Consider the following 18,321-nt stretch of genomic DNA (forward strand, 5'->3'; position numbering starts at 1 on the left):
TTTATGGAGGTAGGGATGATGAGAGTACGCTATACTCGCGGCCAGAATCTATTTAATGTGTTCAATCTTTTGTTTCTGACCGCTCTCGCTTTGGCTATGTTTCTGCCGTTTCTGAATGTGATTGCCCAGTCCTTTAGCAGCTCTGAAGCAATTATTAATGGCAGGGTAGGCTTGCTGCCAAAGGAATTTACCGCGATCAATTATCAGTACGTTTTCAGCGATCATTCCATTTGGCGGGCGTTCGGTGTTTCCGTCTATATTACGGTACTGGGCACCGCCATTAATCTGATTGCGACAGCTTCTCTCGCTTATCCGGTGTCGCGGCCGGAATTCGTAGGACGTAAATACATCGTGATGATGGTATTGTTCACTATGGTATTCAGTGCCCCTCTTATTCCAAACTTTATCCTGATCAAAAATTTGGGGCTTATGAACTCCTTATGGGCACTTATGATTCCGGGGGCTATCAGCGCATTTAACTTTTTCGTGATGAGAAGCTTCTTTATGCAGCTGCCTCAGGAGCTGATAGATTCCTCCAGAATCGATGGGTGTGGCGAGCTGCGGATCATAGTCAATATGGTACTGCCGTTGTCCAAACCGGTAATGGCCTCATTGGGGATTTTTTACGCCGTCGGGCACTGGAATACGTACATGAGCGCTCTGTATTATATCAACAAGCCGTCATTATGGCCTCTGCAGGTGATGTTGAAGAAGCTCTTCGAGACGGACGATATCAGTATTGATCCGGCTTCCTCAGTTTATAGCTCTTTGGCCCACACCTCACCTGAGGGCATCAAAATGGCTGTTATCATTGTCGCTACTATTCCGATTATCATGATTTATCCGTTTCTTCAACGCCATTTCGTTAAAGGAATGATGGTCGGATCCGTCAAATCCTGATCTATCATAGTGTGGTAGAATAGGAACGCGTTAAGCGAGACGAATCGGAAGGTGGTATCCATGGATGAGATGTGTATTAATCGTAGACGACGAGCCCATGATTCGAAAGGGACTTTCTATCATGATCCAGCAATGCGGCGAGCATCCGTATAACATTAAGCTGGCCCAGAATGGCGAGGAGGCCATCCAGCTCATTATGGAGGAGCAGCCGGATTTTCTTTTTACAGATATCCGTATGCCCAAGGTAGACGGACTGGAGCTGTGCCGGCGGCTGTCGGAGATGGAGACGGATATTCAGACTGTTGTCATCTCGGGTTATGGGGATTTTGAATACGCCCGCCAATGCGTGTCCTATGGAGTGAAAGAATATCTCCTGAAACCCGTGAGCAAAGGGAACCTTCAAAATGTGATCGCCAAACTGGAAGCGCATAGAGAGAAGTTAGAGAGTTTTGTCTCTGTCGCTAAGCTCGATGAATGGGTCGTGCGTATGGATGATGCCATCTGGACCTTGGATAAAGAAAGGCTGTACCTTGTACTGAAGGAATGGGAAACTGACTTCCTCCAGCGTAAGATGAGCCGGATTCAGCAAAAAGAGCTTCTGGAAGAGGGCTATGCTTTACTCGTGAAGAAGCTGCTTGTCAATTCAGTTACACCCGGTAAAAGCGTGTTAGACTTGTCCGCAGCAGCTGGACCTGAGCAGTTATTTCACTGCTTCGCAGAAGCGTCAGCAGCTATATTGGAAGAGCTTCGTAGAAAGCGCAAGGGTAAAGCGAAGGATCCGATAGAGGAAGCTAAAGCATTTATTGAAAAGCATCTCGCCCAGGAAGTATCGCTGGAAGAAGTGGCGGAAGTGCTTGGGCTAAATGCCTCTTATTTCAGCCAGATGTTTAAGCACTCAACAGGAGAGACCTTTGTACATTACCGCATAAAACGCAGGATGGAGAAGGCCAAAAGATTACTTGCCGATGCAAGCTATCGGATCACCGATATTTCCTATGAAGTCGGGTATGCAGACCATCCTCATTTTACGAAGACGTTCAAAAAGTTCACCGGGCTGGCTCCTTCTGAGTACCGCAACCAGCTGGGGATCGATTGATGAGAAAGAGTCTGTCGAACAAGCTGTTTGCCTCCTTTCTGACCGTCATTCTTCTATCCTTGTCCATGGTTGGATTTATCTCTTATTTTCAGGCTTCGGCTGAGCTGGATAAGTCTTCTGAGAAGTCCATTGCTCAAGTCATCAGAAGTGCGTCTTATCAAACGGATCTGTATTTGCAAAATTATGAAAAGGCTAGCGATTCCATCCTGTCCTACAATCAAGTCAAGGAGTTCTTGGATATGGACCCGGAGGATAGCTTCTCCTACTATCAATATACGAATGACATTCAGAAGTATTTGTTTCGTTCTTTGTTTATTCTGTATCCCCAGATTAATCTGATGTACGTCATCGGTGAACACGGCAAGGCCATTAGCGATGATAACTCCTATCAGGCACATAGCCTGCAGTTTCATCCTCAGGAACGCTACCGTTTCTTAAGCGAACATACGCCGGAGAGCGGCCGCATCACCATTCTCAACACGAATGTGATGAATGAAGGGGATAAGAACATTATTACGATGGTCCGCCGAATCAGAGGGGTCTCTTCCTATCGTCCCAAAGGTATAGTCGCCATTGAATTTAAGGCTGAGGATCTGGCCCGTATATGGGAACCTCTTGATCTGGGACAGGGCGGGTCCTATTTTATCATGGACGAATTCGGCAAGCTCCTTTACCGGGCGGAAGGGAATAATAATCACCCTGGTTTATCTGCTGAGCACATTCAGAACGTATTTCAACACCCAAATGACTCTGTGGTGGAAAAAGTAGACGGGAAAGAGTATTTGTTCGTGTCGAGAAAATCCGAATATTCCAAATGGCAGCTTGTAGTATCCATACCCGTTGGTGAGCTGCGCAAGCCTATTTCTACCATTCGTACGACCACGCTGGTGGTGGGAGTTCTCACGCTTGTCGGCACACTGCTCCTTGCAGCCTGGTTCGGACGATCCATCACGAAGCCCATCCTGATTCTTAAGGAGGGCATGAGGGAGACGGAAAAAGGCAAGTGGCGCAGGCTTGAGATGAACGGCCGTCAGGATGAACTGGGGGGATTGATGCGCAGCTACAATCTCATGGTGACCCGGCTGTCCGAAATGATTGAGCGGGTATACGAAGCGGAGCTTACCACCCAGAAGGAGGCTCTGGAGCGTCATCAAGCTGAATTCCAGGCACTCCAGCTGCAGATTAATCCGCACTATCTATATAACACATTAGAGACTATCAAATGTTATGCGGTCGTTCAGGATTCGGACGAAATCACAGAAATAGTGGAGGCCATGGCATTCATGCTTCGCTACTCCATCCAAACTAATCTGGAGGAAATTACGATTGCCAATGAGCTTAATCATGTACTGAGCTACATGACGATTCTCAAGCACCGGATCGGCAGGGAGTTCGAAATTGACGTAGTGATTCCGCCGACGCTGCTACTGGCTAAGATGGTCAGGCTTACACTTCAGCCCTTGATCGAAAACATTTTTCAGCATGCGTTTCCCGAGGGAATTGAAGACAAGCACTATATTAGAATCGACGCCAGAAAAGAGGGAGATCGTTTTCTAGTTCTTGTAGAGGATAACGGCGCAGGGATGTCCCGCGAACGGCTTGATAAGCTTCGTGAGAAGCTGAATCTGAATCAGCTGGCGGATACGGAAGGAGACTCCCTCTATCATAGAGGTGGAATCGGGCTCATGAACGTGCACCGGAGAATTCAAATGGTGTTCGGTGAACAATACGGATTAAGTGTCGAAAGCGTGGAGAATGAGGGAACCCGGTTGATCTTATCCATGCCTGCGGAGTGAGGAAAAAGATGTTTTCAGAAATAATTACTATTAGGAGGAAATAGGCAATGAAAATTGATTTGACTGGTAAAATTGCGCTTGTTACAGGGTCTAATGCAGGGATAGGCCGACAAATCTTGGAGACTTTGGCTGCTTCCGGCGCCAAAGTGGCGGTAAACTATTTGTTCGGTTCTGCGGAGGAGACGGTGGACGCGATCCGTCAGGCCGGAGGAGAAGCTTATGCTTTTCAGGCAGACGCAACAAGTCCTGGTCAACTGGACAATATGGTGAAGGAAATAGAGGAGCATTTCGGCGGAACCATCGATATTCTCGTCAACAATGCAGGCGGCATGATCAATCGGGTTCCCAATACTGAAATGAACGAAGAGCATTACAACAAGGTGATGGACGTCAATTTTAAATCATGCGTGTTTGCCTGCAAAGCCGTATCCGCAGGGATGATTGCCAAGAAAAGCGGTAAAATCATCAATGTATCTTCCCTTGCGGCCCATGACGGCGGCGGACCGGGGGCTTCCATTTATGCAGCGGGCAAAGCTGCGGTATGGTCTTATACCAAGGGACTTGCCAAAGAGCTGAGTCCTTACGGGATTAATGTAAACGCTATCTCTCCCGGATTTATCGGTCAGACCGCTTTCCATGCTACCTTTACTGCGGATGCGGCAAGACAGGCAACGATTGCGAAGATTCCGCTGGGCCGGGAAGGTGCTCCACAGGATGTGAGCAATGTGGCACTCTTCCTTGCTTCAGAGCTGTCGGATTATCTGACAGGCGAAATTATTGAAATTAACGGAGGCTTGTTCATGCGATGATGAACCTTAAGGAGAAAGCAGATACTTTTTCCTGGGTTGGTCTTGAGGTGGATAAATTGAAAATGGAGCTGGATCCCTTCCGGAGAGAAGAGATTCTGCTCCCGACAGAACCTGGTGGCTGGTGGCACCAATATGTATGTCCCCAGCATCATACTGAGCTAATCTTCGATGTTATGGAGCAAGATGCGGTTGTCTTTTCTTGCCCGAAGGGCTGCAAGCTGGAAGGTGAACCCTACCGGGGAGCATGGCTGGTATACCGGCATCAGGCAATGGCGCGATACGCCCTGCAATCTGCCGTGGTATTCGCCGCAGACGGAGAAGAATTCTACAGCAGCTTAGCCCGGAAGATTCTTGTCGGTTATGCGGAGCAGTTTCCTTTGTATCCGGTTCATCCCGATGCTCAACCCTGGATGCTTAGTGGCCGTGCTTTTCATCAGGCGCTGACAGAGGCTATCTGGTCCACTACGCTTATTCGGGCCTATCTGCTGCTTGTGGATCATGGAGTAACGTTCACTGGGGAGGAAGAGGTAAAGCTGCAAGTGTTCTTCACGATGCTGGAGGAGAGTATGGAGCAATACCGCCACATCCTCATTTACGAGAAGAAGAATGCAGAGAACAACTATACCGCATGGCTGAATGCCAGTCTGGCTTGTGTATATGCCGCTAAAGGTACCAGAGAAAAGCTTGCTTCTTTGCTGGAGGGAGAAGGCGGATTCTATCATCATCTGTCCATTGGCGTGAAGCCAGATGGTTTTGAATTTGAAGGCAGCACGTACTACCATATTTTTGTATTGCGGGCTTATCTCATAGCAGCCGAGATGTACGGGCGCTTCGGGGTTGACCTCTATGATGCCAAAGGAGAACAGGGACAATCCATCCGTGGCATGTTTCAGTTGCTGGCAGAGCTTAGCGGCGATAACGGGGAGCTTCCAGCCGTGCATGATGGTCCTTATGCGCGCGTTCCTTTCGCCCGAGAAATTGCTGAAGTATTTGAAATAGGTATTGCGGTTTACAAAGACCCGAGTCTCCAGCCAATACTGGCGAATGCTTATAGATATCTATACGGGCAGGAATTAAGGACTGGTCTGGAGGCAGTGCTGTATGGAGCAGGTGAGAGTAAGGAACTTCAGACCAGTTACAGGGTGAGAGACTCTGTCCTACTGCCGGATTCCGGATTCGCCGTGCTCCGCCATCCGGGCAATCCGCTGTCCGTGCTGGCGGATTTCGGAGAGCATGGCGGATCACATGGACATTTCGACAAGCTTCATATCACGATTATGCACCGATGGGGAGAGGTTGCTCCCGAGCTGGGTATGGTTCCTTATGGATCTGTTTTGCGCAAGGAATGGTATTCCGAAACTGCGAGCCATAACACGGTCACCATCGGAGGTCGTTCCCAAGCTCCACATACCGGAAGCTGCTGTCAATTTCGCCAGGAAGGCAACGCTACGTACTTATGGATTCGTTCAGACGGCGCCTATGAAGGAGCTGTTCTAGAGCGGCATCTTGTATTGGCCGACGGTTGGCTGCTGGATTGGTTTCATGTTGAGCAAGTAACGGAGCGGAGTCAGGAAGTAGACTTATGGTTTCATCCGACGGGACATTTGCTGTTACCGTTCGACCCTCACCGTGTCCAGAAGGATTCTCCGGCAGTCCTTGGACTGAAAGCGGGTTATGGCTCAGTAGAAGTACTGTCCGCAATGAAAAATGAGACGGACTGTCCGTTAAATACGGAGTGGAATATCCGTTATGATGGAGTGAGCACCTGCAGGGAGTATGAAGTATCCACGAGTACTCTACTGGCGCCCGGCTCCACTATGTATGAAATCCGCACACCGGGTAATGCCGAAGACCCGAGTAGATTGCTACGAGGCATTATGCTTCGGCACAAAGGCCCGTCGGTTGATTTTATTACGGTTTATCGGGACGGTCACGAACCTGCTGTACTGAAGCTAGTGAGTCAGGTGGGCGAACCGCCCCAAATCCAAATAGCAACAACTGGGCAAGCAGTGGTGTATTGCCTTGACCCTAAAGCGGGACTGATTCAGGAAAAGTCCCGGAATACGGAGGAGTAGAGATGTTAGAACCTTTATTTCAACCTACCAGCGGCGTACTCGACCTGTCGTATGGGCCAGATGAACATATAGATGTTGGAGAGAATCCTCCGCGGTTTACTTGGATGCCTGCTTGTCTGGAAGAGAGCATGTATGAGCTGCAGATCTCCTCAAAAGCTGAATTTGAGTCTGAAGATACGTTGACCTACAGTAGAATTCCCTATAATTTGTTTACCCCGGATAAGCCGTTGGCGCCCGGCTCGTATTATTGGCGATACAGTCTTATCGGGGAGAATGATATCCGTTCCGAGTGGAGTAAAGTAAGAGCTTTTGTGGTGGAGGATGAATTGCCGCTAACGCCACTGCCTTCCCGTACAGAACGATATTCAGCTGCATCCGCCAACCATCCGCGGCTTTGGCTTCAAGCGGAACAGCTACCGTCTTACCGGGAAGTTGTCCGCCAAGACCCGATTTCAACTGGCTGGGAAGACTTCCTGAAGCATTCCGTTCTACCCTGGACAAAGCGCGAGCTTATTCCCGAGCCTGCACCGTATCCAGATAATAAGCGTGTCGCCACACTTTGGCGGCAGATGTATATGGACTGCCAGGAAGTCTTCTATGCTATCCGGCATCTTGCTATAGCTGGAGTTGTGTTGGAGGACGAGGCGCTTATCGCCAAAGCTAAAGAGTGGCTGCTTCATGCTGCAAGCTGGAACACAGATGGTACCACCAGCCGGGATTACAACGATGAATGCTCCTTTCGCATAGCCGGAGCGTTGGCATGGGGCTATGATTGGCTTCACGGCTCTCTGACGGAAGAAGAACGCCTTAAGGTAAGGCAGGCGCTACTGCGAAGAACCGGGCAGATCGCATTCCATGTCATCGAACGCTCCCGCATCCATCAAGTTCCTTATGACAGCCATGCGATCCGCTCTTTATCCTCTGTTCTCGTACCCTGTTGTATTTCCATGTTGGGTGAGGAGGAGAAGGCGCAGGAATGGCTTGATTATACGCTGGAGTACTTCTCCGCCATGTATACCCCATGGGGTGGCAAAGACGGCGGGTGGGCCGAAGGTCCGATGTATTGGACCACTCAGATGGCATTCGTTACGGAGGCGCTCAATCTAATTCGCAAATACATGGCAATCAATTTCTATGACCGTCCTTTCTTTCGCAAAACAGGTGACTTCCCGCTCTATTGCTTCAGTCCGGATACCATGAGGGCCAGCTTCGGCGATCAATCGTCACTGGGAGATCCGGTCAATCTCAAAACGGGCTTCAATATCCGTCAATTCGCGGGTTTAACCGGGAATGGCCAGTACCAATGGTATTTTGAGCAAACTAAGGAACTGAACCCTGACACCCAGATGATCTTCTATAACTACGGCTGGTGGGATTTCCGGTTCGATGAGATGGTTTATCGCACAGATTATCCGCAGATTTCTTCAGAGCCACCGGTGGCTGCAGAACCTTTGAAGTGGTTTCAGGATGTGGGATGGGTGGCCATGCATCATCGGATGGAGGATCCGCAGGAACATATCATGCTGTTGACCAAGAGCAGCCGTTACGGCTCTGTGAGCCATAGCCATGGGGATCAAAACGCCTTCCTGCTGCATGCCTTCGGCGAGCCCTTGGCTATTGAAAGCGGCTATTACGTTGCATTCAACAGTACGATGCATATGCAGTGGCGCAGGCAGACCCGCTCCAAGAACGCAATTCTTATTGACGGCAAAGGCCAATATGCTGGCACGGACAAGTCGAAGAACATGGCAGCCTACGGCAAGGTGTTGAAGGCGTATAGTACGCCCGGAATCAACTACACGCAAATGGATGCCACCGAAGCCTACCGCGAGAATGTACCCTATATCAAGCGGTATGTGCGGGAAATATTTTTCTTTGATAGCGCTTACTTCGTTATCACAGACAGTGTCGAGCTGGAACGTCCGGGAAAATTGGATTGGCTGTTTCATACGCTGTATCCCATGAAGCTGAAGGATCAATCTTTTAAAGTACATGGTAAAAAAGCTCAGTTGGAGGGCAGATTTGTCTATAGTTCCTCGGGAGAAATGACACTTAGCCAAAGCAATCAATTTACAGATGTAGATCCGAAAGAATGGGAAGGGCTGCCCGAGCATTGGCATTTGACTGCCTCTACTCAAGAGGCTGTAAGCCATCGGATCGTCACTCTTCTGATTCCCCAAAAAGCAGGAAGCCGGGATTACGTATCGTACTTTATGGACGATCAGGACCATGGGGTTCATGTCTACTTTACGAATCAGGGAATTACCCACCGGGTTGAGATCCCAAAAGCTTATTAGTCTTAAGATATCTTCATTTTACGTATACACCCCATTGTACAAGGAGAGGGTTATATTATGAAAAAATGGATTGGCATCTGTCTGGCTATCGTAATGGGTGCTACCGTTATTGCAGGTTGCTCGAGCAAGGACAAAGAAGAGACTGCCGGAGGCGCATCAAATACGCCGCAGAAAACTGAATTCTCGATCTCGATGCGGACGCTGGCTTTTAACTATGTTGAGAAATCACCCGACTTGAATAAGGACAAATGGGTGAAAAAGCTGGAGGAGATGACAAACACAGACTTGGATATTGTGTTGGTTCCTCATAAAGAGTTCGAGCAGAAAATGGTGCAGATGTTCGCTACTAATGATATACCGGATGTCGTTCAAGGTTCGGGCGGCGTAAATGGCAAGGAGATGGCTGGTTCTGTTGAAGCTGGTGTGTTCATGCCCTTGGATGATCTGCTGCAGCAAAACGGCCAGAACCTTTTGAAAGTAATCCCAAAGGAAGCTTGGGAGAACGTCACCTATCAAGGAAAAATTTATGCAATACCGGAGTTTCTGTCCAATCCCTCCCGCCGGGCGACTTGGATTCGCAAGGACCTGCTGGATCAAACCGGCTTGCAGGTTCCAAAAACGGTCGATGAGTACTTGACTGTGTTGCGTGCCTTCAAAAAGCTGGGGATAGAGAACCCGTACATGGGCCGTCAAGACTTCAAATATGCGGATGCTTTCTTTGGCGCTTATGATGTTTTTCCGTATCTGACTATGTTCGAGGAAGTAAACGGCCAGGTTCAGCCGAAGTTTATGGATAGCGAAAATATGATGAAGGCGTTACAAACCTACAACACCATGTATACAGAGGGTTTGATCAACAAGGAATTTGCCACCATTAACCCGACCAACTACAAAAATGCGATTCTCTCAGGCAAAGCGGGCATGTGGACGATGAATGCCAACGAGCTTCTGCAGTGGGAGCAGCAACTGAAGGCTACGACGCCATCCGCCAAGCTGGAGATTATCCCTTCGCCAGTGGGACCTGATGGAAAAGGAGGCTCCTACTTGTACGGCTCCGCCACGCGCACCTATTTTATTAAGGAAGGTACGAAGAATGCTGCGGATATTGTGAAATTTTTTGACTGGATGCTGAGCGAAGAGGCAGAAACCTTCTTTACCTTTGGGATTAAGGACGAAACCTATAAGGAAGAGAACGGCAAAATCGTATACACTTCTCCTGCGGATTCCGCCGCTATAGATGAGGAGCGCTACCGCCAGTCATTCCTCTGGATGGTGCAGGATACTACTTATAATAAGGGTGTCCTTAACATGACAGAAGAAGGCAGAAGCTTGATCAATGTATACGATACTATTCTGGCTAACGAAGGCCGTGACGGAATTCAGTTCGACCCGCGGCTAGATGCCTTGGTGAAGAATCCAGACATTGCACCTAACTCGGACACGGCTCCTCCGGTACTGCTGACGCACATGGTAAAGATGGTATATGGCAAGGAACCTATCAGCGACTGGCCGAAGGTTGTGGAAGAGTGGCTTTCTAAGGGCGGCAACGATGTCATCAAGGAAGCTACGGAAAAATATAATAACAAAGCTGGCGTCACCATGCCTCGCAGATAAACTTATTCTCCAGGGGAGTTGGAATTCAATTAAGGGCTGCCGAGAGGTAGCCTTTTTAGTTAGGGCCAGTTTACTTTAATGTAATATCCAAAGTATGGATTATATGGTAAGTTAAATGGAGACATTCTAATTCTAATGAACTATATAAAAAGAAATGGAGTGATTTCATGAAGATGCGGAATTCAAAAATTTTATATTATCTTGTCTGGATCATAGTGGGGGCGCTCTTATTACATTATGGAAACTCGCTAATTAGCCATTACACTGAAGAGGCACAAAAGAACTATCAATTAGAAAATACTGTATGGATCACGGCTATTGTTCCGTTTGTCTATGGGATCTATCTGGCGTTATTAGAAGGATTACCTAAAGCTTTTGTTGTTAATTGGCTTCTGTTGTTTATTGTGTTTCTTCCAAGTTTTCTTCTGCTTATGTATCCAACTTTAGTAATGTATTTTAACATTTCGAATATGGAGATATTCAAATTCGCAACCATACATGATGGAATAGTATTTGGTCTAGTTAGTGGAATGGCACTAGTTAAATCTCTAACGACAAACCGTTAACGAGATTACAGCATTGCTGTTACAGAATTATTGGAGCAGTATAAAATAGTTATATGTAAAATCACCCTTTCAATTATTTGGGTTTTATTGCAAGATATTTATGCATCATGTATTTTTTGAATAATAAGGGGGAGTGCGAATAATGTTATCATCCACAGAGCTTAGCAAGCTGAACGAAGTGAATTACAGGGAGGACCGTTTAGAGGTAGTTAATCATTTTTATGAGGATCTCTGTGATAAAAAAGTAGTCGATGGTTATATTTATTCTCTTAGTCGTTACGGGAAAATCTTTGCTAGTGCTGCCGGAGGTCGTTTCAGTTACGAAGAAGAAAGCACCCAGGAAATGAAAACGGATACAATTTTTCGTGTTGCTTCAATTACGAAGCTATTTACGGCGACAGCGATTTGGCAGCTTGCGGATGATGGTAAGATTTTTATGGGGCAGCCTGTGAGTTCTATTCTTCCAGAGTTTGATGCCGATCCTTTTAAGCCGATTACCATTGCACATTTACTGACTCATACCTCTGGCATCGCTCCCGATCCTGGCACTATAAGTGATACTTACTATAAAAGTGCATGGTGGTATATTTTTGAATCAGAGCTTGGAAAAGAAAACTGGATTAAAGCCGGTCTATCTAAAGGGATTCATTTTCCGGTAGGGACTCAATGGATGTATTCATCGTTTGGATACGCGATCTTGGGTGCAATTATCGAGAAAATAACGGGTGTTTTTGCAGAAAAATACATAATGGACCACATTGTAAAACCGTTAGGCATGAAAGATACCTTCTTTGATATACCAGCAGAAAAAGCTGGTAGGATCGCCATTCGTTCGGAAAGGGCTAAGGAATATCTTCAGAAGCTGCAAAACGGGGAAATTACGGATGCGGGACAAAGGTCTGAGGAAGAAATCAACGTTCCCGAAACTGGTGGTGGGTTATATTCCACAGTTGCTGATCTGCAAAAGTTCGGAATTATGCTGCTTAATCAAGGGCAATACGAAGGGAGTCATATCTTAAGCCGTATGGCGGTACAAAGAATGACCAAGCGGTTTAATTCTGAGAAAATCCCAAACTATGCATGGGGAGATGCAGGAGTGGATCGACCATACGGACTGGGACCAGACCTTCGCTATAATGTGAGTACTTCTTACTCTGAAGGCACTTTTTTTCACGAAGGGGCTGGGGCGTGTGCCTTATTCGTTGACCCGGTTGAAAAGCTGATTGCCGTTTGGTATCTTCCTTTTCACAAAGGGGTATGGGACGGTAGAGCGGTATTTGGCACTCACAATGTGATCTGGTCCGGACTCGAATAAGAAAAAGACTTTTTTTATGTGATATCTATAGATAGGCAGGATGTGACTTATGTTTGAGATGATAAAGCACCGCTTTCGCATTATGAGGGCGGTTGCTTTTGTTACTTATAAGGAATGGAGTGCGTACAGGACGCATTCGATGGTTTCTATTTTTGTAGGCCCAGTGTACTTTTTAGTGCAGTATTATATATGGAGCGCTGTTTATAGCGGGGAATCTTATATCAACGGGATGTCACTCTCCCAAATGCTTTCCTATTTTTGTGCTACGATGTTGATCAACTATTTGACGATGGATTTTGCCGATTGGAATTTACAAATGCTTATTCGCACCGGGAAATTCATTACGTTTTCGTTAAGACCGCTAAATCATATGTTCTTTGCTTTGTCTCAGAAGGCAGGGCATAGGGTACTTGGGCTTTTATTTGAATTTTTACCCTGCTTTATGATCTTTTTCTTTATTTTTCATATTGATGTCTTACCCGCAAATTTACTATACGCGATTCTTTCGATAGCTATGGCGTTTATGATGAATTTTTTCATTCATTATAGTATTGGAATGGTCGCCTTTTGGATGGTGCAATCCTCTAGTATTCGTAATTTTTTTAATCTTTGCGAAGGGATATTTTCAGGATCGCTGATTCCATTAGTATTTTTCCCAAAATCCTTACAAATGGCGTCCTTTTTCTTACCCTTTCAATATACGGCCTTTCTTCCTGCAATGGTCTATACAGGTAGCTATACTTTAGCGGATATAACCTTACCTATTCCTCAAGTGTTATTGCTGCAGCTCATAGCGGTAATTATTGCCGGAGTTGTCTGCCGGGTGCTGTATGCGGTGTCGCTTAAGCATTTTACGGGGGTGGGCGCATGAAACGTATGTATCAAATATATAAAACCTGCATGAAGGCGAATATTGCTTCTGCTATCACTTATCGTGTTAATTTTATTCTTAATAGTCTTATCATGCTCATAGGGAATGTGCTGTTTCCTCTAGTAACGGTATTCATTTATAATTCGAATGCTTCATTTGCAGGTTGGACCTTTAAAGAGGCGCTGTTGATTCAATCCGTTTTTATTCTGTCTACGGCTTGTGCCGGGATTTTTTTTAACGGAATTATGTGGAATACGATGTCTCATGTTGTAGAAGGGACTTTGGAAGTGGTATTAATTAAACCGACCTCGAGCCTTTTTCTGCTGTTGGCCAGATCTTTTGAGTTCGAAAGTATCGGGCTTTTAGGCGGAGGAGTAATCATGTTCGTATACGCACTTAGCGGAATCGATGGGATGACCATCGGCTCTTGGTTATTGTTCCTGTTGTTGTTTGGCGCAGGGCTGCTTGTTATGTTCGGCGTGGCGCTTATTGTGGCAGCGATTTCCTTCAAATGGGTAGCGAATTCCCGCTTGCCGGAGATGTTTGAGAGCATTAAGTCTTTTGGACGTTATCCAGGGACGATTTTTCCTAAAGCAGTCGTAGCCGTGAGTTCTTTTCTGTTTCCGGTTTCCATGATTGCTTACTTTCCAGCATCTACACTGATTGGCCGATGGGAACCCTATTTTTTTATAGCGATTATCCCTTGTGTGTTATTTGCTGCCTTCGGAATTTGGCTCTATACATACATGCTTCGCAGTTACAAAAGCGCCGGAGGATAAAAGATTAGTTTAGCTCTAAGAAGGAGAATTTCACTTGGACATTATTACCGTCAAGAACTTAACCAAGCAATATGAAACCTATCACCGTGGACAAGATGCAAAAAGTGTATTTAAAAGTCTGTTTCACCGTGAAAAATCGATCATTACCTCTGTAGAAGATCTTTCGTTCAGTGTTGGAAAAGGAGAAATCATTGGCATTCTGGGTCCAAACGGTGCGGGGAAATCTACGACTATTAAAATGCTGACAGGCGTCCTTTATCCTACCTCGGGCGAAATAAATGTTCTAGGGTACAACCCTCATAAGCAGAAAAATCAATATGTAAAACAAATAGGGGTATTGTTCGGACAGAAATCGCAGTTAATATGGGACATACCCCCTTTGGATAGCTTTTATATGAACAAGGAAATCTATGATATTCCTACGAACGACTTTCGTACAAGACTAGACCGATTTGTAAACATGTTTGAGATTGGCGATATTATCACTAAACCCACACGCACCCTTTCCCTGGGAGAACGAATGAAATGCGAGTTTATTATGGCGATGCTTCATTCACCACCTGTGGTTTTTTTGGATGAGCCGACGATCGGGCTGGATGTGATAGCTAAACAAAGAATCAGAGAATTCATTAAGCAAATGAATCAGGAAGGCACCACATTTATTCTGACAACACATGACTTGGAAGATGTAGAGCGTTTGGTTCAAAGAGTACTTATAATTCATCAAGGGAAAAAAGTATATGACGACAAGTTTTCTGAACTTCGACTGCATCTGGGCGCCAAAAAAGTAGTTAGGCTTTCAGCCGCCACAACTATTGGAGATATTGATCTGCCTGGGACTCTGATATCGGAAAGAATATCGGATTACGAAGTGGAGCTGCTGATCGATACCGAGCAATGTAAAATGGGCGAGTTTCTGCATATTCTTAGCGAAAAGGTAGAGATCCTTGATATATCTATTAAGGAGATTCCCATTGAAAAAATCATCAGCTCCATTTATGAGATGGATACGGGAGAGCATATTCAAGCTTGAGAACGGATCATCTGCAGATTTAGATCGAGCATGGACCATAACTTTTCAGTGATCTCTTTTGCAGAGCAAGGATTACTATGAGTAAACCACCATTCAATTACTCCGACAGTCGCCGAACTCAAAAATTGCACAGATATATCTTTACTCAGCTCATCCAGGTTAAAATTGTTTTCTAAAAATTGTACCTTAATCTGCTCATTTATCATTTCTTGTAATTGGTTTCTAAAGGAGAGTAAAGCTTTGTTTCTTAATAAAGTCTTATAAAAGAGAGCATTCTCCTCCAATTGTTCCAGCGTGCGGAGCAATGACGCCTTCGAGGGATTAGGTTCGGTTTCATCCTCCACTGCGGAGCAGCTTTCGATTAGTTGCCGGAGCTGAGCCTCCAGACATTTATCCATCAGATCGTATTTATCCGCATAATGGGAATAAATCGTTCCGCGGTTTACATCAGCGCGCTCTGCGATTTCGTTGATCGTTATTTTTTCAAAATCTTTTTCAGCCATCAGTTGAATTAATGCATTCATGATGGCTGTTTGGTTTTTTTTAATTCTTCTGTCCATGGTAAGACTCCCTTTTTATTAAACAATGTATTGTATTCTGTTGAAAAATCAACAAAATCGATCAAACTAACGATTGAACCCTACCGGAGATGTGATAATCTGATTTTATCGAACAGTTGATCAAAATTCAACAAATGTCTAAAAAGGGATAGAGGAGTTAAATATGAGAGTTTTAGTTTTTGGAGCGGGAGTATTAGGCAGCTATCTTGCACATGTTCTAGTGCGTGGGGGAAATGATGTCACCATGCTTGCCAGAGGAAAGCGAGCAGAGCAATTGACGAAAGACGGACTTGTGCTTCGCCATTATTTTCAAATTAAAAACACTGTGGATACAGTAAAGGTCATCTCTACGCTTCGATCCGATGATCTCTATGATCTTATTTTTGTTGTTATGAAATATAATGATTTTCCATCTGTGTTACCTATTCTAGCTGAGAATCAGAGTCAGAATATAATTCTTGTGGGGAACAATGGCGATGCTCCTGGCATGCAAAAGGATCTACAGGAAATGATCAATGTGAGGAAAAATATACTCTTCGGATTTCAGCTTAGTGCAGGAATTCGGGAAACGAGCGGTCGCGTTATCAAAATACACGCAGGAGGGCAAATGGTACTTGGCAGTTTAGACGGTGAGATTCCAATAAAGCCTGTACTGGATGATGCGTTTAAAAATGTTAAGTATAAGCTAACTTATCATGAGGATATGGATGCTTGGCTCAAAAGTCATATCGTGCCTATAGTGGCTTTGAACTCCCTTAGTTATCTGCATGACGGGGATTTGAAAAAGGTATCCAAAGATAAGAAGCTATTAAAACAAGCCATTTCAGTAATGGATGAGGGGTTTCAAATCATGGAGCAATTAGGTTATACTGTCACTCCAGCAGGGCAAGTTAACTTTGTTCGAAAGCACAAGCAGGCTGTATATTATGGTCTGACAATAATTCATAAATTACCGTTTATGAAATTAGTGGACGGTTCTTTCAGCGAAATAGCAGCTTTGTTTGATTCTTTTGATATTTTGAAGCAACAAGCAAACATCGCAACGTCCAATTGGGATCAACTTAAAAAACAAGCGTTTTCGAAGTTTAATGCAAATGTATAACAATCTTGTTCAGGAGGTATACAATCGATGGCTATATATTTTATAAGGCATGGAATAGATGAAGATGGCTTTCGTGGGGGTTGGAGTCAACGTGGACTTGTAGTAGAGGGATATAGACAAGCCGAACGTCTTGGATATTATCTTAAGGAAAATCAATCTAACTTTAACATAACCCGTATTCTTTGTAGTGATTTGCAACGTGCGTTAGATACAGCAAATGAGATCGCCAGAGAGCTTAATTTGCCTTTTGAAAGCAGCCAGTATTGGAGAGAAACGAACAATGGTGTAATCGCTGGAATGCCCCATGAAATCGCAAATGAACGATACCCGGGTCTTTATTTCTCGGCTTTAAGAATGGATGAAAGATTTCCAGGAGGAGAAAGTCCTCAGGAATTTTTTACGCGAATAAGTTCAAGTTTCTCAAAACTATGTAATGAACTGGAGAGTACTGATCCAAATGAAAATGTAATTATGGTCACTCATGGTGGCGTAATTAATGTTATATACCATATTTTAAAAGGGCTAACGTGGACGAATAAGAATGCTCATTTCCCGACTTCATATACTAGTATTCATAAAATAGAGTATCAAGCAGATAAGTGGGCAGTTACAGCAGAAAATCTAACGGAACATATATCAAGGGATCAGGCTGCTGGTAAGGCCAATTGATTGGGAGGTACAAATATGGGTTTATTGAATGCGCTGATTGAGCAAGCCAAGAATCCTAGAGGGTTCGTAGGAAATATCATGATCAAAATCATGAATCAGGCACATACCAGCATCACAACATGGGGGCTTAGAAAAATAGAAATTAAGAGTGGCGCTCCTATCCTGGACATAGGCTGTGGTGGCGGTCAAACTATACATACGTTAGCAAAACAAAATAAACAACATGAAATTTACGGCATAGATTACTCACAACAAGCTGTAGAGACATCTATTCAAAAAAACAAGAAGGCTGTTGCCGCTGGTAGGGTGAGGATTAGTCAGGGAGATGTGTCGGCGTTACCGTACAACGATGGATTTTTTGGGACGATCACAGCGATTCAGACGCATTATTTCTGGCCGGACCTCGAACAAGATATAAGTGAAGCATTTAGGGTGCTGATAGCAGGCGGTACATTTGTTATTATTTCTGAGATCTATAAAATCAATTATCATATGAAGCAATTCACTAAGAACGAAGAGATGGAGCAGTTATTACGGAAATCGGGCTTTCAGACGGTAAATATTCACGAGAATAACAAATGGAGATGTTATGTCGGAAAGAAATAAAGCGGCCGCACCGCCCCAAAAAAGGACGACACAGCCGCTTCGTTTCACCAGCTAATTAAGCCGGGAAGGTTTTAAACAAACAACGAACGGGAAATGATGACCAGCAAGATGAAAAGTACCAAAATCGCTCCGGTCGAAGTGAAAGCTCCTCCTTGAAATTCACCCATGATTTATTCCTCCTCAACTTATGTCTTCTTCTCAATTGCTGTGACTGGTGTCGCAGCTTTCTGAGA

At 45.1% G+C, this 18,321-nt stretch carries 17 protein-coding genes; 15 read left to right on the forward strand and 2 right to left on the reverse strand.

All coding sequences use genetic code 11. The annotated features are described in order from the left end of the window. Nucleotides 1-15 precede the first annotated feature (15 nt). The 12 genes from NST40_RS10655 to NST40_RS10710 all read left to right on the forward strand — a co-directional run bounded on the left by NST40_RS10655 (nt 16) and on the right by NST40_RS10710 (nt 15,151). Nucleotides 16-900, forward strand: coding sequence for a carbohydrate ABC transporter permease (locus tag NST40_RS10655; RefSeq protein WP_139329962.1), 885 nt, complete (start codon nt 16-18; stop codon nt 898-900). Nucleotides 901-964: 64 nt separating this feature from the next. Then, nucleotides 965-1,996, forward strand: a complete 1,032-nt coding sequence (locus tag NST40_RS10660; protein WP_076186675.1) for a response regulator — start codon at nt 965-967, stop codon at nt 1,994-1,996. Then, a complete protein-coding gene (locus NST40_RS10665; RefSeq protein WP_076130133.1) occupies nt 1,996-3,792 on the forward strand; it encodes a sensor histidine kinase in 1,797 nt (598 codons plus the stop codon). Before NST40_RS10660 ends, NST40_RS10665 begins: the two co-directional genes overlap by 1 nt. Before the next feature lie 47 nt (nt 3,793-3,839). Beyond that, nucleotides 3,840-4,601 (forward strand): glucose 1-dehydrogenase, encoded by a 762-nt coding sequence (locus NST40_RS10670; RefSeq protein ID WP_076218080.1) that lies wholly within the window; start codon nt 3,840-3,842, stop codon nt 4,599-4,601. Then, nucleotides 4,598-6,676, forward strand: a complete 2,079-nt coding sequence (locus tag NST40_RS10675) for a heparinase II/III family protein (RefSeq protein WP_076277940.1) — start codon at nt 4,598-4,600, stop codon at nt 6,674-6,676. Before NST40_RS10670 ends, NST40_RS10675 begins: the two co-directional genes overlap by 4 nt. Before the next feature lie 2 nt (nt 6,677-6,678). After that, nucleotides 6,679-8,973, forward strand: a complete 2,295-nt coding sequence (locus NST40_RS10680; protein WP_076277939.1) for a DUF4962 domain-containing protein — start codon at nt 6,679-6,681, stop codon at nt 8,971-8,973. Nucleotides 8,974-9,030: 57 nt separating this feature from the next. Further along, on the forward strand, nt 9,031-10,587 hold the full coding sequence (locus NST40_RS10685; protein ID WP_076277938.1) for an extracellular solute-binding protein: 1,557 nt from the start codon (nt 9,031-9,033) through the stop codon (nt 10,585-10,587). A gap of 167 nt (nt 10,588-10,754) precedes the next feature. Further along, nucleotides 10,755-11,153 carry a hypothetical protein gene (locus NST40_RS10690; protein ID WP_076218084.1) on the forward strand — a complete coding sequence of 133 codons (399 nt, stop codon included), beginning with the start codon at nt 10,755-10,757 and terminating at the stop codon, nt 11,151-11,153. Nucleotides 11,154-11,295: 142 nt separating this feature from the next. Beyond that, the gene (locus NST40_RS10695) at nt 11,296-12,468 is read left to right on the forward strand and encodes a serine hydrolase domain-containing protein (protein ID WP_076277937.1); all 1,173 of its coding nucleotides are present in this window, start codon (nt 11,296-11,298) and stop codon (nt 12,466-12,468) included. A gap of 49 nt (nt 12,469-12,517) precedes the next feature. Continuing rightward, a complete protein-coding gene (locus NST40_RS10700) occupies nt 12,518-13,339 on the forward strand; it encodes an ABC-2 family transporter protein (protein WP_076191374.1) in 822 nt (273 codons plus the stop codon). Beyond that, nucleotides 13,336-14,118 carry an ABC-2 family transporter protein gene (locus NST40_RS10705; RefSeq protein ID WP_036689373.1) on the forward strand — a complete coding sequence of 261 codons (783 nt, stop codon included), beginning with the start codon at nt 13,336-13,338 and terminating at the stop codon, nt 14,116-14,118. Before NST40_RS10700 ends, NST40_RS10705 begins: the two co-directional genes overlap by 4 nt. Before the next feature lie 34 nt (nt 14,119-14,152). After that, nucleotides 14,153-15,151 (forward strand): ATP-binding cassette domain-containing protein, encoded by a 999-nt coding sequence (locus NST40_RS10710; RefSeq protein ID WP_248549246.1) that lies wholly within the window; start codon nt 14,153-14,155, stop codon nt 15,149-15,151. Here NST40_RS10710 and NST40_RS10715 read toward each other — a convergent pair. After that, nucleotides 15,142-15,711, reverse strand: coding sequence for a TetR/AcrR family transcriptional regulator (locus NST40_RS10715; protein WP_076186653.1), 570 nt, complete (start codon nt 15,709-15,711; stop codon nt 15,142-15,144). The two genes, NST40_RS10710 and NST40_RS10715, sit on opposite strands and share 10 nt — an antisense overlap. Before the next feature lie 163 nt (nt 15,712-15,874). On the opposite strand from NST40_RS10715, the gene NST40_RS10720 reads away from it, so the two are divergent. The 3 genes from NST40_RS10720 to NST40_RS10730 are packed head-to-tail and all read left to right on the forward strand — an operon-like array spanning nt 15,875 to nt 18,088. After that, entirely contained in the window at nt 15,875-16,813 is a 939-nt protein-coding gene (locus NST40_RS10720) for a 2-dehydropantoate 2-reductase N-terminal domain-containing protein (protein WP_342410665.1), read from the forward strand. Nucleotides 16,814-16,840: 27 nt separating this feature from the next. After that, nucleotides 16,841-17,482 carry a histidine phosphatase family protein gene (locus NST40_RS10725; protein WP_076277936.1) on the forward strand — a complete coding sequence of 214 codons (642 nt, stop codon included), beginning with the start codon at nt 16,841-16,843 and terminating at the stop codon, nt 17,480-17,482. Nucleotides 17,483-17,497: 15 nt separating this feature from the next. Next, nucleotides 17,498-18,088 (forward strand): class I SAM-dependent methyltransferase, encoded by a 591-nt coding sequence (locus NST40_RS10730; RefSeq protein ID WP_076277935.1) that lies wholly within the window; start codon nt 17,498-17,500, stop codon nt 18,086-18,088. Between the two features lie 71 nt (nt 18,089-18,159). Here NST40_RS10730 and NST40_RS10735 read toward each other — a convergent pair whose 3' ends face one another. Then, nucleotides 18,160-18,255: a sporulation protein YjcZ gene (locus NST40_RS10735; protein ID WP_081383126.1), complete on the reverse strand. Its 96-nt coding sequence runs from the start codon at nt 18,253-18,255 to the stop codon at nt 18,160-18,162. Nucleotides 18,256-18,321 lie beyond the last annotated feature (66 nt).

This window comes from Paenibacillus sp. FSL R10-2778 (assembly GCF_038593035.1).
GTDB classification, from domain to species: domain Bacteria; phylum Bacillota; class Bacilli; order Paenibacillales; family Paenibacillaceae; genus Paenibacillus_AQ; species Paenibacillus_AQ odorifer.